The 13,844-nt window shown below is 67.8% G+C and carries 12 protein-coding genes; 6 read left to right on the top strand and 6 right to left on the bottom strand.

The annotated features are described in order from the left end of the window. Nucleotides 1-27: 27 nt before the first annotated feature. The 3 genes from AC1DKN_RS06345 to AC1DKN_RS06335 are packed head-to-tail and all read right to left on the bottom strand — an operon-like array spanning nucleotide 28 to nucleotide 3,675. The gene (locus tag AC1DKN_RS06345) at nucleotides 28-942 is read right to left on the bottom strand and encodes a MaoC family dehydratase (RefSeq protein ID WP_476870781.1); all 915 of its coding nucleotides are present in this window, start codon (nucleotides 940-942) and stop codon (nucleotides 28-30) included. Next, entirely contained in the window at nucleotides 939-2,279 is a 1,341-nt protein-coding gene (locus tag AC1DKN_RS06340; RefSeq protein WP_476870780.1) for a 3-oxoacyl-ACP reductase, read from the bottom strand. Before AC1DKN_RS06340 ends, AC1DKN_RS06345 begins: the two co-directional genes overlap by 4 nt. A 10-nt stretch (nucleotides 2,280-2,289) precedes the next feature. Beyond that, complete coding sequence (locus AC1DKN_RS06335; RefSeq protein ID WP_476870779.1) at nucleotides 2,290-3,675, bottom strand: acetyl-CoA C-acetyltransferase; 1,386 nt, start codon at nucleotides 3,673-3,675, stop codon at nucleotides 2,290-2,292. Between the two features lie 61 nt (nucleotides 3,676-3,736). Here AC1DKN_RS06335 and AC1DKN_RS06330 point away from each other — a divergent pair, with 61 nt between their 5' ends. Both AC1DKN_RS06330 and AC1DKN_RS06325 read left to right on the top strand, forming a co-directional pair. Next, the gene (locus AC1DKN_RS06330; protein WP_476855897.1) at nucleotides 3,737-4,477 is read left to right on the top strand and encodes a TetR family transcriptional regulator; all 741 of its coding nucleotides are present in this window, start codon (nucleotides 3,737-3,739) and stop codon (nucleotides 4,475-4,477) included. 75 nt (nucleotides 4,478-4,552) lie between these two features. After that, complete coding sequence (locus AC1DKN_RS06325; protein ID WP_476870778.1) at nucleotides 4,553-6,733, top strand: acyl-CoA dehydrogenase family protein; 2,181 nt, start codon at nucleotides 4,553-4,555, stop codon at nucleotides 6,731-6,733. Nucleotides 6,734-6,858: 125 nt separating this feature from the next. On the opposite strand, the gene glgA is transcribed toward AC1DKN_RS06325, so the two are convergent. After that, the gene (gene glgA / locus AC1DKN_RS06320; protein ID WP_476870777.1) at nucleotides 6,859-8,064 is read right to left on the bottom strand and encodes a glycogen synthase; all 1,206 of its coding nucleotides are present in this window, start codon (nucleotides 8,062-8,064) and stop codon (nucleotides 6,859-6,861) included. 102 nt (nucleotides 8,065-8,166) lie between these two features. Between glgA and glgC the strand changes: the two genes are divergently transcribed. From glgC to AC1DKN_RS06305, 3 genes are all read left to right on the top strand, one after another. Next, nucleotides 8,167-9,582, top strand: coding sequence for a glucose-1-phosphate adenylyltransferase (glgC, locus tag AC1DKN_RS06315; RefSeq protein ID WP_476850945.1), 1,416 nt, complete (start codon nucleotides 8,167-8,169; stop codon nucleotides 9,580-9,582). Between the two features lie 61 nt (nucleotides 9,583-9,643). Further along, nucleotides 9,644-11,152, top strand: a complete 1,509-nt coding sequence (locus AC1DKN_RS06310) for an SDR family NAD(P)-dependent oxidoreductase (RefSeq protein ID WP_476870776.1) — start codon at nucleotides 9,644-9,646, stop codon at nucleotides 11,150-11,152. Nucleotides 11,153-11,248: 96 nt separating this feature from the next. Beyond that, complete coding sequence (locus tag AC1DKN_RS06305; protein ID WP_476870775.1) at nucleotides 11,249-11,716, top strand: pyridoxamine 5'-phosphate oxidase family protein; 468 nt, start codon at nucleotides 11,249-11,251, stop codon at nucleotides 11,714-11,716. 34 nt (nucleotides 11,717-11,750) lie between these two features. On the opposite strand, the gene AC1DKN_RS06300 is transcribed toward AC1DKN_RS06305, so the two are convergent. Next, a complete protein-coding gene (locus AC1DKN_RS06300; protein ID WP_476850948.1) occupies nucleotides 11,751-12,194 on the bottom strand; it encodes a universal stress protein in 444 nt (147 codons plus the stop codon). 309 nt (nucleotides 12,195-12,503) lie between these two features. Between AC1DKN_RS06300 and AC1DKN_RS06295 the strand changes: the two genes are divergently transcribed. Further along, on the top strand, nucleotides 12,504-13,235 hold the full coding sequence (locus AC1DKN_RS06295; protein WP_026538734.1) for a response regulator: 732 nt from the start codon (nucleotides 12,504-12,506) through the stop codon (nucleotides 13,233-13,235). Nucleotides 13,236-13,268: 33 nt separating this feature from the next. On the opposite strand, the gene AC1DKN_RS06290 is transcribed toward AC1DKN_RS06295, so the two are convergent. Further along, nucleotides 13,269-13,844 (bottom strand): sensor histidine kinase (locus AC1DKN_RS06290; RefSeq protein ID WP_476870774.1); only part of this gene is annotated, 576 nt, incomplete at its 5' end.

The following is a 13,844-nucleotide window of genomic DNA, read 5'->3' as shown; positions in this document are numbered from 1 at the left end:
TGTCCTGCCCGGCTATGGCAGTACCGGTTAGTCCAGCGCGGCGACCGATCCGCTGAAGTGCCGGCGACCGGACAGCGGGTTCCACGCCACGTAGTCCGAACGCCGCCAGCCGCCGCCCTCGGTCTGGACGGTGCTGATGTCCAGCGCCACCCGGGCGGGCAGGAACACGGGCGCCTCGAAGGCCACCTCCCAGCTGAACGCGTCGCCTTTGACGGCACCGACGTCGGCCAGTGCCCGCGACGCGAGGTACATGCCGTGGGCAAGGGACCGCCGCTGCCCGAGGGCCTTGGCGGTCAGGACGCTCAGGTGGATGGGGTTGAAGTCTCCGGAGACAGCCGCGTAGGCACGCCCGGTATCGACGCCCAGCTGCCACAGGGCCGTGGGATCCGGCACGGAGAACGGCGACGGCGGCACGGCCACCGAGGCCTTGTCGATCCCCGGGAGGAACACCCCCTTGGCCAGGTAGGTCGAAACCCCGCGCCAGAGGACCTCTTCCTGCCCGGCGGCGCGCACCTCCGCGACGACATCGAGCTGCGTACCGGCGCGGTGCCCCCGCAGGTTCTCCACGCGGGTCCGGATGTCCAGGGCCTCCGTGAACAGGACCGGCCCGGACTGCACCACCCTGTTCGTCAGGTGGATCATGCCCAGCAGGGGCAGCGGGAAATCGTCCCGGTTCATCACGCTCATGGCCAGCGGAAAGGCCAGGGCATGAATGAGGCCCGCAGGCAGGATATCGCTCGCGGTCTCGCCGATCAGGTGCTGATACGCCGTCAGATTGGCGACGTCGGCCCGCACGCCACGGACCTCGTGGATGTAGGCGGGCAGTTCGGTGCCGCCGTGGGTGCCCAGGACCCGGCGCCGTGCCGCGGCGGCGGCCGCGTTGACGTAGAGCTTGGACAGGGCGGGCATCTCGCCCAGGATGACGGTCTGGAAACCGTTCATGCGCCCACCAGGTTCTGCCCGCAGACGCGCAGCACCTCCCCGGAAATCCCGCCCGCGGCGTCGCTGGCCAGGAACGCGATGGCCTCGGCAACATCCCCCGGCCGGCCGCCCTGCTGCAGGGAGTTGAGCCGCCGCGCCACCTCGCGGGTGGCGAACGGGATCCTGGCCGTCATCTCGGTTTCAATGAACCCCGGAGCCACGGCGTTGATGGAGCCGCCGCGCTCGCCGATGAGAGGCGCCGTGGCGCGGACCATGCCGATCACGCCGGCCTTGGACGCGGCATAGTTGGTCTGGCCGCGGTTTCCGGCGATCCCGCTGGTGGAGGCCACGGACACGATCCGGGGCGAGTCCTGGAAGTGCTCCGAGGCCAGGAGGGCCTCATTGATCCGCAGCTGCGCGGCGATGTTGACGGCGAGCACGGAGTTCCAGCGGCCGGCGTCCATGTTGGCCAGGAGCTTGTCCCGGGTGATCCCTGCGTTGTGGATCATGATGTCCAGCCGGCCGTGCCGTGCCGCGGCGTGGCCGATGATCCGCTGGCCGGCGTCGTCGCGGCTGATGTCCAGCTGCAGGGCCGTCCCATGGACCTCGTTGGCCACTGCCGCCAGATGCTCTCCCGCAGCCGGAATGTCGACGAGGATGAGTGTGGCGCCGTCGCGGTAGAGGGTGCGGGCAATCGCGGCCCCAATGCCGCGCGCGGCGCCGGTCACGACGGCCACCTTGCCGGCCAGCGGCTTCTCGACGTCGTCGGGCAGCTGGCCGGCGCCGGAGCTGACGGTCAGGAACTGCCCGTCCACGAACGCCGAGCGGCCCGAGAGGAAGAACCTCACCGCCCCCAGTGTTGCCGGGCTCGTGGTCCGGGCGCCGTCGGCGAGCAGGATGCCGTTGCCGGTGGCGCCGGCACGGAGTTCCTTCGCCAAAGACCGCAGGAGACCGTCCACGCCCTGCCTGGCAGCCGCCGTTGCCGGTTCCGTGGCCGAGCCCGCCGTGCGGGACACGGTGATGATGCGGGCGTTCGGGGCGAGGTCACGCAGCGACGCGGCGGCGGTGAGGACCGGTTTCTCAAAGTCGCCGGGGTGGGCCAGCTCGTCCAGCACCAGGATGATGGCGCCGAGCTTCTCCTTGGGTATCGCGTGGCGACGGACATCGAGGTTCCAGTCCAGCAGGGTGGCGGCGAGCTCGTCGGCGCCGCCGGTTGATCCCTGGACCAGGACCGGTCCGTCGATGAGGCGGCGGCCGGGCTCGTGCCGCCGGAGGACCACTGGCTGCGGGAGGCCGAGACGCTTGGCGAGGTCTTTGCCGAGTCCGTGGCTGACCAGCCGGGTGTACTTGTCGCTCATCCGGTTCTCCCTAGAGTGCTTCGAGGATTGCGACGACGCCCTGGCCGCCGGCGGCGCAAATGGACACGAGGCCGCGGGCCGGACGCCCGTTGACGTCGCCCTTTTCGTGCAGCATTTTCGCCAGCGAGGCCACGATCCTGCCACCCGTGGCCGCAAACGGGTGTCCGGCGGCCAGCGAGGAGCCATTGACGTTCAACTTGGCCCGGTCGATGCTGCCGAAGGCGCTGTCCAGGCCCAGGCGGGTGCGGCCGAATTCGTCGTCCTCCCACGCAGCGAGGGTGCTCAGCACCGTGCCGGCGAAAGCCTCGTGGATCTCAAAGAAATCGACGTCCGCGAGGCTGAGATTGTGGCGTGCGAGGAGCCGGGGCACCGCGAAGGCCGGGGCCATGAGCAGCCCGTCTTTGCCGTGGACAAAGTCGACGGCGGCAGCCTCGCCGTCGATCACCGCGGCGAGCTTGGGGAGGTCGTGGGCGTCGGCCCATTCCTCGGACGCCAGCAGAACGGTGGAGGCGCCATCTGTCAGCGGGGTGGAATTGCCGGCCGTCATGGTCGCCTCGGCGCCCAGGTTCTTGCCGAAAACGGGCTTGAGGGTGGCCAGTTTCTCCGGGCTCGTGTCGGCGCGCAGGTTGGAGTCGCGGCTCAGTCCCCGGTAGGGGGTCAGGAGGTCATCGAAGAAGCCGGCGTCGTAGGCCGCGGCCAGGTTCCGGTGGCTGTTGAAGGCCAGCTCGTCCTGGGCCTGGCGGGTGATCTTCCACTGCGCCGTGGTCAGCGCCTGGTGCTCGCCCATCGACAGGCCGGTGCGCGGCTCCCCCGTGTTCGGGGCATCGGGCGCCAGATCCTTGGGACGGAGCCGGCTGAGGACCTGCAGTTTCCGGGACATCGTCTTGGCGCGGTTGAGGTCAAGGAGCACCTCGCGGAGTCCCTCGCTGACGGCGATGGGGGCGTCAGAGGCCGAGTCGACGCCGCCGGCGATCGCGGAATCGATCTGGCCCAGCTTGATCTTGTTCGCCAGGCCAAGCACCGTTTCCAGGCCGGTGGCGCAGGCCTGCTGGAGGTCATACGCCGGGGTCTCGGCGGAGAGGGCCGAGCCGAGCACCGCTTCCCGGGTGAGGTTGAAATCCCGGGAGTGCTTGAGGACCGCCCCCGCAGCGACTTCCCCGATCCGCTCGTCCTGCAGGCCGAAGCGGGCGATCAGGCCATCCAGGGCGGCCGTGAGCATGTCCTGGTTGGAGGACTTCGTGTACGCGCCTCCGGTCCGGGCGAACGGGATGCGGTTGCCACCCACGACCACGGCCTTGCGGAGTTGCGCCGGGCCCGCGCTGGCGTGCTGTGTCTTCCCGGCGGCGGGTGCGGCGGCTGGCTGGGGGCGGGGCACTGACTGTCCGTTGACGGACATGGGCTGTCTCCTTCGATCAAAGCGATTACCGATACCCAGCGTACCTGATACGCTGGGTATCGTGAACATCCCCAAAGCCGCCGTGCCCGCCGGGCAGGCCGCCGTCGACGGCCGCGCTTCCCGCTGGCAGTCCCACCGCGAGGAACGGCGGCGGGAGCTGATCAAGTCCGCCCGGAAGGCGGTGCATGCCCTCGGCAGCGACGCATCCATGGAGGACATTGCCGCAGCCGCGGGAACGTCGAAGTCCGTGTTCTACCGCTATTTCGGCGACAAAGCCGGACTCCAGCAGGCCGTGGGCGAGGTGGTCCTGAGCCAGATGCAGCGGCGCATCCAGGAGGCGGCCCAGAGCGCCCAGACGCCCCGCGAAGGCCTGTTCGCCATGGTGTCCGCGTACCTGCAAATGGCCGAGACCAGCCCGAATGTCTACACGTTCGTGACGCGCCATGCTTCCGGCGAGGCCGAAACGGCCGGCCCGTCCATGTCCACGGCGGGAGCCTTGAGCCACTTCTTCGCCGCCATCAGCGACATGATTGCCCGGCCGATGCGCAGCCATCTGGGCGGCGGCCAGGACAAGGAAGCCGTGATCGGCTATTGGCCCAACGCCGCGATCGGCCTGGTCCGGAATGCCGGCGAACAGTGGCTCGCCAGCCCGCCCGGGCCGGCCAAGCCCGGCCAGGAGGCCATGGCGCGGCAGATCACGGATTGGCTCTGCTTCGGCATCGCCCCCGAGCTGCAGGCACCTCCTCCCGCAGAAGCAGCACAAACGGAACGAACAGACCCGGCAGGCCAGGGCGCGCCGTAGCAGCGGCACACCGGTCCCCGCCCGCGACCTGAACTGTCAGCACTAAAGATTGTCAGAACCACAGAAGGAAGCGACATGACTGAACTAGCCGACCGCACCACCGGCAACGCACCCCGGCGCCGGCCGCAACCACAACAGCCGGCGGCAACCACGGCAACCGGCCGTTCCGGCCAGCCCGGTACCCCTGAGGCGCCCGCCGTCGACGTCGCGGCCCTTGGCGAACAGCTGCTCGGCAAGTGGGCCGACATCCGGCTGAAGTCCAGGGGCCTCGCCGGCCGCCCGGAACTGCACAAGATCGAGGGCCAGACCCACACAGAACACCGCCGGCGCGTCTTCGGGCAGCTCAGGATCCTGGTGGACAACGGGGCTGTCCACCGCGCCTTCCCGGAGTCCGTGGGCGGCTCCGATGACCACGGCGGTAACGTGGCCGGCTTCCAGGAACTGGTCATCGCCGACCCGTCGCTGCAGATCAAGGCCGGCGTGCAGTGGGGCCTGTTCGGCTCCGCAGTGAACCACCTCGGCACCGCGGAACACCACGAGAAATGGCTGCCCGGCATCATGAGCCTGGAGATCCCGGGTTGCTTCGCCATGACTGAGACCGGGCACGGCTCCGACGTGGCCAGCATTGCCACCACCGCCACCTACGACCCCGCCTCCGGGGATTTCGTGGTCCACACACCGTTCCGGGCAGCGTGGAAGGACTACATCGGCAACGCCGCCACCGATGGCCTGGCCGCCGTCGTGTTCGCCCAACTGGTGACAAAGGGCGTCAACCACGGCGTGCACGCGTTCTACATGGACCTCCGGGACCCCGGGACCAAGGACTTCCTGCCGGGCATCGGGGGCGAGGACGATGGGGTCAAGGGCGGCCTGAACGGCATCGACAACGGCCGGCTTCACTTCACGAACGTCCGTATCCCCCGCACCAACCTCCTGAACCGCTACGGCGACGTCGACCCCGAGGGCAACTACACGTCCCCCATCGCCAGCCCGGGCCGCCGCTTCTTCACCATGCTCGGCACGCTGGTCCAGGGCCGGGTCTCCCTCGACGGCGCCGCCGTGACGGCGTCGAAGCTGGCCCTGAAAACCGCCATCCAGTACGCCACCGAACGCCGGCAGTTCAATGCCTCCTCCCAGACCGACGAGGAAGTGCTGCTGGACTACCAGCGGCACCAGCGCCGGCTCTTCACCCGGCTGGCCACCACGTACGCCGCCAGCTTCGCCAGCGAGCAACTGCTGCAGAAATTCGACGATGTCTTCTCCGGCCGCCACGACACCGACCAGGACCGCCAGGACCTCGAAACCCTGGCCGCGGCCCTGAAGCCGCTGAGCACCTGGCACGCCCTGGATACGCTGCAGGAATGCCGCGAGGCCTGCGGTGGTGCCGGATTCCTGATCGAGAACCGGTTCGCCTCGCTCCGCGCCGACCTCGACGTATACGCCACGTTCGAAGGCGACAACACGGTCCTGCTGCAGCTGGTCGCCAAGCGCCTGCTGGCGGACTACGCCAAGGAATTCCGCACCGTCAACGTCGGCGTGCTGGCCCGCTATGTCGTGGGCCAGGCCACCGGTGCGGCGATCCACCGCACCGGACTGCGCGGCGTCGCCCAGTTCGTGGCCGACACCGGATCAGTGCAGAAAGCGGCGCTGGCGATCAAGGACGAAGCAAGCCAGCGGACCCTGCTCACCGACCGCGTCCAGACCATGGTCGCGGAGGTGGCCACGGCCCTCAAGGGCGCGAACAAGCTCCCGCAGCAGCAGGGCGCCTCCTTGTTCAACGCCCACCAGCACGAACTCATCGAAGCCGCCCAGGCCCATGCGGAGCTGCTGCAGTGGGAGGCCTTTACCGAGGCCCTCGGCAAGGTGACAGACCCGGGCACGCACAAAGTCCTGACGTGGCTGCGCGATCTCTTCGGCCTGTCCCTGATCGAGAAGAACCTGTCCTGGTACCTCATGAACGGCAGGCTGTCGATGCAACGCGGTCGCACTGTGGGCGAATACATCAACCGCCTGCTCGTGAAGATCCGTCCGCACGCCTTGGACCTGGTGGACGCGTTCGGGTACGGCCCGGAGCACCTCCGCGCTGAGATCTCCACCGGCGCGGAGAAGGTCCGCCAGGACGAGGCCCGGGACTACTTCCGCAAGCAGCGGGCCAGCGGCCAGGCGCCACTGGACGAAAAGATCCTGCTTGCCCGCGCCGTTCACGGCACAAAAGCTCACGGCACCAAGGCCCAGGGCACCAAGACCCGCGGCTGACCCAGCCGAAATGCGACGGCGGCGCCGCCCCCTCAGCCGGGGCGGCGCCGCCGTCGCAGTGCTGTGACTCTGTAGTGCAGTGACTCCGTGCTGCGGTGACGCTGTGGTGCTTTTCCGTCGCGGGGTCAGGAGCCCTGCTGGAGCACCGAGCGGTAGACCTCGAGCGTGGTCTCCGTGATGGATTCCCAGGAGAAGTGCTCCTCGGCCCGGCGCCGGCCGGCTTCGCCCATGGCGCGGGCCCGGGCAGGATCGGACACCACTTCGATGAGGGCCTCGGCAAAGTCGGTGACGAACTTCTCCGGGTCCAGGGGGATTCCGGTGCCGTCCGTGACCTGCTCGATCGGAACAAGCAGTCCGGTCTTGCCGTGCTCGACGACCTCCGGGATACCGCCGGTGGCGCTGGCCACCACGGCGGCACCGCACGCCATCGCCTCAAGGTTGACGATGCCCAGCGGTTCGTAGATGGACGGGCACGCGAACGCGGTCGCGTGGCTGAGCACCTGGATGACCTCGTTGCGGGGCAGCATCCGCTCGATCAGGATCACGCCGCTGCGCTGGCTCTGCAGCTCCTCGATCAGGCGTGCCGTCTCGGCCGCCAGTTCCGGCGTGTCCGCGGCACCGAGGCACAACACCAGCTGGACGTCGGCCGGGAGCTTGGCGGCGGCCCGCAACAGGTACGGCACGCCCTTCTGCCGGGTGTTCCGGCCCACAAAAACAACGCTGGGGCGCTCCGGATCGATTCCGAGCGGACTGATGATGTCATCAGCCTCGTCCCGGTTCCACTGGCTGACATCGATGCCGTTGTGGACCACCTTGACCTTGGCCGGGTCAACGTCCGGATAGCTGCGCAGGATGTCCTGGCGCATGCCTTCCGAGACGGCGATGATGGCGGCCGCGGCCTCGTAGGCGGTCTTTTCCACCCAGGAGGACACCGCGTAGCCGCCACCGAGCTGCTCGGCTTTCCACGGGCGCAGCGGCTCCAGGCTGTGCGCGCTGAGGACATGCGGGATGCCGTGGAGCAGCGACGCGATGTGTCCGGCCATGTTGGCATACCAGGTGTGGGAGTGGACCAGGTCCGCGCCGGCGATGTCCGGAACGATCCTCAGGTCCACCCCGAGGGTCTGGATGGCGGCGTTTGCAGAGCCCAGGTCTTCGGGCACGGGATACGACGTGACGGTCGCTCCGTGATACCCGGGCTCGCGGGGCGCGCCGAAGGCACGCACCTGAAGGTCCACGCGTTGGGCCAGCACTCGGCTGAGCTCGGCCACATGGACACCGGCGCCGCCATAAATTTCCGGCGGGAATTCTTTGGTCACAATATCTATTCGCACATGCACCAAGGTAGTCGTTACGGTGGAACTGATCTAGTGTGAAGACGTTCGGGCATGCCGGACTGTATTGGGGAGTAACGAAGGCGTTCAGGAGCTATCACCATGCCGCATCAAAAGAGAGTTTTGGCAATTGTCCTCGCAGGTGGCGAGGGAAACCGGCTCATGCCGTTGACGGCGGACCGGGCCAAGCCTGGTGTCCCGTTTGCCGGAAGCTACCGGCTCATTGACTTTGCCCTTTCAAATCTTGTGAATTCCCGCTATCTGCAAATTGTGGTGTTGACGCAATACAAGTCCCACAGCCTTGACCGGCACATTTCCGAAACGTGGCGGATGTCCACCCAACTCGGCAACTATGTGGCCTCGGTTCCGGCCCAGCAGCGCGTCGGCAAGAGCTGGTTCCTCGGCAGCGCCAACGCCATTTATCAGTCGCTGAACCTCATTCACGACGCCAACCCCGACATCGTGGTCGTGGTCGGCGCAGACCACGTCTACCGGATGGACTTCTCCCAGATGGTGGCGCAGCACGTCGCGAGCGGGGCCAAGGCCACGGTCGCCGCGGTCCGCCAGCCGCTGCACATGGCGGACCAGTTCGGCGTGATCGAAACCGATGCGGACAACCCGGACAAAATTGCCGCGTTCGTGGAGAAGCCGTCGTCGACTCCCGGCCTCGCGGCCGACCCCAGCCAGTTCCTGGCCTCCATGGGCAATTACGTGTTCGACGCCGATGCCCTGATCGAAGCCCTCCACGTGGACGCCGAGCGCCTCGATACCAAGCACGACATGGGCGGGGACATCATTCCCTACTTCGTGAACCAGGGCGAGGCCGGTGTCTACGACTTCACCCTCAACGACATTCCCGGGTCCACCGAACGGGACCGCACCTACTGGCGCGACGTCGGCACCATCGATTCGTTCTACGACGCCCACATGGACCTGATCTCCCCCGTCCCGGTGTTTAACCTCTACAACTCCGAGTGGCCGATCTACACCCGCCAGACCATCTCCCCGCCGGCCAAGTTTGTCCGCGGCAAGTCCAACACCGTGGGCACGGCACTGGATTCCATCGTGGCCAGCGGCGTCGTCGTCTCTGGCGGCATCGTGGAGGGCTCCGTGCTCTCCAACGACGTCTACGTGGGCACCTCGAGCCGGGTCCTGGACTCGGTCCTGATGGACAAGGTCAATGTCGGCGAAGGCGCCGTGATCAAACGCGCCATCATCGACAAGAACGTCAAGATCCCGGCCGGGGCCACGATCGGACTCGACCCCGAACTGGACCGAGCCCGCGGGTTCAAGGTCACCGACTCCGGAATCACGGTCCTGTCCAAGGGCCAGCACGTCCCGGACCCCAGCGACGCGGAAAGGGCGCTCTCTGCGGCCAACCTGCGCCTGGTGCCCGACGCCGTCCGGACCGCCACCGAGAACTGGCCCGAGCTGCGGGAGTCCGTGGACAAGGTTGCCGACGTGCAGGCCGCCGCTGTGGGCACAGACGCACCGGTCAAGCACTCACCCACGGCATAGGCAGGCGGGGGCCCGGCAGGCACGTCCGGCCGGGCTCCCCGCACCCTGTAAAATTAGGGCAATGAGCTCCCCCGATCTGTCCTCCGACTTTCCCTCTGCCGAATCTGGTCTTCCCGGGTCTGATCTCGCCGGACTGACCCCGGAGGAAATCCAGGCCTGCCTGAAGGTCCTGAACACGATCCACGCCTATGACGAGGAGCACCCGGACTACGTCTCAGTGCGCCGCGCCACCGGGAAGATGTTCAAGGCCGTCAAGCGCCACCGGCGGGTCAGCAAGCGCGTTGAGATCGCCGAGGCGGACCGCGCCGTGATCGCTCAGACGGCGACGGCGGCCCCCGACAGGATCGACGACGAGACGCGCGGCAACAAGCTCGCCACGTCCGCCACCGGGGAAATCGCCGGCCACCTGATCAGGTCCCGGCCGTGCTACATCTGCAAGCAGCACTACACCCAGGTGGATGCCTTCTACCACCAGCTGTGCCCCGAGTGCGCCCTGTTCAGCCACAGCAAGCGCGACGCCCGCACCGATCTGACGGGCCGCAGGGCCCTCCTGACCGGCGGCCGGGCGAAGATCGGCATGTACATCGCGCTCCGGCTCCTCCGGGACGGTGCGCACACCACCATCACCACCCGGTTCCCGAAGGACGCCGCCCGCCGCTTCGCTGCGATGGAGGACAGCGCCGACTGGCTGCACCGGCTCCGGATCGTGGGCATCGACCTCCGCGATCCGTCCCAGGTGATGGCCCTGACGGATTCCCTGGATGCCGCAGGACCGCTGGACATCATCATCAACAACGCGGCCCAGACCGTGCGGCGCTCCGGCAACGCCTACAAGCCGCTCGTCGACGCCGAGGACGAGCCGCTGCCCGCCGCCCTCCAGGCTGCCAACGGGGGCCCGGAGCTTGTCACGTTCGGCCACGCCCACGACAAGCACCCGCTTGCCCTCGCCAGCAGCGTGCTCGACCATCCCGTGCTGGCCGGGGACGCGATCACGTCCCTGGCCCTGTCCACCGGGTCGGCGTCGCTGGAGCGGATTGCCTCCGGCACCGCGATCGACGCGGGCGGACTGGTCCCGGACCTCGCTACCATCAACAGCTGGACCCAGGTGCTGGACGAAGTGGACCCGCTGGAGATGCTCGAAGTGCAGTTGTGCAACGTGACGGCTCCGTTCCTGCTGGTCAGCCGGCTGCGGGGGGCCATGAAGCGCTCCACCGCGCGGCGGAAGTACATCGTCAATGTCAGCGCCATGGAAGGCCAGTTCTCCCGCGCCTACAAGGGCCCCGGGCACCCGCACACGAACATGGCCAAGGCGGCGCTGAACATGATGACGCGAACCAGCGCCCAGGAAATGCTCGACGCCGACGGCATCCTCATGACGGCCGTGGACACCGGCTGGATCACGGACGAACGGCCGCACTACACCAAAGTCCGCCTCATGGAAGAGGGCTTCCACGCGCCCCTGGACCTCGTTGACGGCGCCGCCCGCGTGTACGACCCTATCGTGATGGGCGAATCCGGCGAGGACCAGTACGGCGTGTTCCTCAAGGACTACAAGCCCAGTCCCTGGTGACCGGCGCCGGCGGGCCGCGGCGTCCGTCACTTACGTGTCCGCTGCGGGACCTATGGCCCTAATCGGGGTCCGGGCCGGCCCGTAGTGTGGCTCGACATGGACTCAACCACGCCCTCGCCGGAATACTCGCTGACCATGGACCAGTGCTGGGCGCTGCTCGACACCGAAGTTGTGGGGCGCGTAGCGCTGATCGTAGACAACCATCCGGAGATCTTCCCGGTGAATTTCGTCCTCGAACGGCGGGCGATTGCCTTCCGCACCGCCGGCGGCACGAAGCTGTGGGGCGCGATCACAGGCAAGCCGGTTGCATTTGAGATCGACGGCTACGACGCCCGCGACGAGACGGCCTGGAGCGTAATGGCGCGCGGGGAAGCCGAGGTCATCGAGAGCCAGGAGGAGAAGGACGACATTGACTCCCTGCTCCTGGAGCCCTGGCAGCCCGGCGAGAAGGCCTACTACGTGCGGGTGGCTCCCAAAGCCCTGACCGGACGACGCTTCAAGGTCAACCGGCCCGATGTGTGGACCACCCGGCTCGCGGATCCGCGCCGGGCCACCTTCGAATAGAACCCCCGGGCACCCTCCCGGCAGGATTGCGGCGTCAGCCGTGTTCTGGCGAGTGGACCACCAGCACCGGGCAATGCGCATGTGCCACACAGGCGGAACTCACAGATCCCAGTAACAGTCCACCGAATCCGCCGTGGCCGCGGCGGCCCAGCACAAGCATGTCCGCGGCTTTGCTCTCCTCGATCAGCATGCGGCGGGGGTGCCCCTGGATGAGGCGGGCCTCGACGTTGTCCGGGGTGTCCGGGCCGAAGGCCTTCGCCACCGCATCGGCCAGGATTTCCCCGGCCCGGACGTCGAAGTCCTCGATGCCGACGGCGACATAGCCGTCGTACACCGGCGGGTAGTCCCAGCATGCCACTGCGACGACCTTGGCGGCCAGGGGCACCGCGAGGGCCTGCGCATGCCGCAACGCGGACACCGAAGCGTCCGAGCCGTCAACGCCTACCACGATCTTCCGGACGTCCCTGACTTCGTTCATCGCAATCCTTTGCCCTCGTACCGGCCGAGCTTCCCGCGCCAGATGGCGACGCTCCCATGATTTCCTTCGGCCGGCATGACGCCTAGGGCCAAAGGGCATGCACGCAGCCCGGCCGGCGGGCCAGCCGACAACGCTCGGGGCGACTGGCCGGAGGCGGCCTGTTGGGCACTATGACCCTTGTCCGCGCCGCCCCGGTGCACAAGAATGGCAGAGGCTGGGGTCAGCAGACGAAGGACAGCATCTCGTCACAACGAGCATGGTGTCATTAACAGTATCGAGCGGTCGCGCGAACGGCCGGACGGGAGAATCATGATTGCCTGGGCAGACGCAGGTCTCACTGCACCTGATGGCGGGCAGGCGGTGATCCGCGTCTTTATCCTTGATGATCACGAACTTGTCAGGCGCGGGCTGCAGGAACTTCTCGAAGGCGAGGGGTTTGCCGTCGTCGGCAGTTCCGGATCCGCGGTGGAGGCGACACGGCGGATTCCCGCGCTGCATCCTGATGTCTGTGTGCTGGACGCCCGCCTGCCGGACGGGACCGGCATCGAGGTCTGCCGGGACGTGAGGTCGGTGGACCCGTCCCTGAACTGCATCATCCTGACGAGCTTCGACGACGAACAGGCCCTGCGCGGCGCCGTCCTGGCCGGGGCACGCGGATACGTGCTGAAGGAGATCGGCGGCACGGACCTGATCGGCGCCCTGCGGCGGGCAGCAGCGGGCGAGTCCCTCTTCGAGGAAGGCGTSGCCGCCGGCGTCGTGGACAGCCTGGTGGAGGCCGAAGAGGTCGACCCGCGCACCTCCTCCCTCACGCCCCAGGAACGCAAGGTCCTGGAGCTGGTGGGCGGCGGACTGACCAACCGGCAGATTGCCGCCGAAATGTTCCTGGCGGAAAAGACCGTCAAGAACTAYGTGTCGTCCCTGCTGGCCAAGCTCGGATTCGAACGCCGCACGCAGGCMGCCGTCTTCATCGCCAGCCCGGCATTTCCGGCGGCCGCCGGCGGGCGAACCGGCGAAGTAATCCGGCCCCGCAGCGTCGGATAGGCTCCGCGGAAACCGGACCTTCGGGCGTGCCGGTTACAGGGGCACCGACCATTCCAGGCTGGTACCGGAGTCGGGCACGCTCGTGATGGTGCATTCGCCGTCGAGCATGCGCGCCCGGTCCTCGAGGTTGCTTAGCCCGTTGCGTTTTTCGGGTTGAGTGAATCCGGCGCCGTTGTCGCTGATCACCACCGTCACCCTGCCCTTRACGACCGCAACCGAGACCGAGATTGTATCCGCCCCGGAGTGCCGGATGGCGTTGCTGAGCCCCTCGGAAACCACGGCCACGACGTTGTCGGCCTTGTCCGGTGTCACGGCATCCACGGGTCCCGTGATGGTCAGGCGCGGCGGGAACGGCATGGACTTGGACGAACTGCGCGTGACCCGACGGATCCGGCCGCTCAGCAGTTCGATCTCGCCTGTGTTGCTCTTGAGCGAGTAAATGGTGTCGCGCAGGCTGCGGATCGCTTCGTCGAGTTCGCCGGTGATGTTGCGGATGCGCTCCAGCGCCAGATCCTCCTTGGTGAAACGGGTCAGGCTCTGTACGCTCAGCCCGGCGGCGAACAGCCGCTGGATGACGAGGTCATGCAGGTCCCGGGCGATCCTGTCGCG

The sequence above is a fragment of the Arthrobacter sp. 01N444 genome (genome assembly GCF_056399305.1).
This window is presented reverse-complemented; position numbering and strand designations above follow the sequence as displayed.

What these genes read in the sequence shown, in the direction of transcription:
- AC1DKN_RS06340 (WP_476870780.1), bottom strand. Translation starts at nt 2,279, where the DNA reads ATGAGCGACAAGTACACCCGGCTGGTCAGCCACGGACTCGGCAAAGAC.
- AC1DKN_RS06300 (WP_476850948.1), bottom strand. Translation starts at nt 12,194, where the DNA reads ATGAACGAAGTCAGGGACGTCCGGAAGATCGTGGTAGGCGTTGACGGC.
- AC1DKN_RS06335 (WP_476870779.1), bottom strand. Translation starts at nt 3,675, where the DNA reads ATGTCCGTCAACGGACAGTCAGTGCCCCGCCCCCAGCCAGCCGCCGCA.
- AC1DKN_RS06305 (WP_476870775.1), top strand. Translation starts at nt 11,249, where the DNA reads ATGGACTCAACCACGCCCTCGCCGGAATACTCGCTGACCATGGACCAG.
- AC1DKN_RS06345 (WP_476870781.1), bottom strand. Translation starts at nt 942, where the DNA reads ATGAACGGTTTCCAGACCGTCATCCTGGGCGAGATGCCCGCCCTGTCC.
- glgC (WP_476850945.1), top strand. Translation starts at nt 8,167, where the DNA reads ATGCCGCATCAAAAGAGAGTTTTGGCAATTGTCCTCGCAGGTGGCGAG.
- AC1DKN_RS06325 (WP_476870778.1), top strand. Translation starts at nt 4,553, where the DNA reads ATGACTGAACTAGCCGACCGCACCACCGGCAACGCACCCCGGCGCCGG.
- AC1DKN_RS06310 (WP_476870776.1), top strand. Translation starts at nt 9,644, where the DNA reads ATGAGCTCCCCCGATCTGTCCTCCGACTTTCCCTCTGCCGAATCTGGT.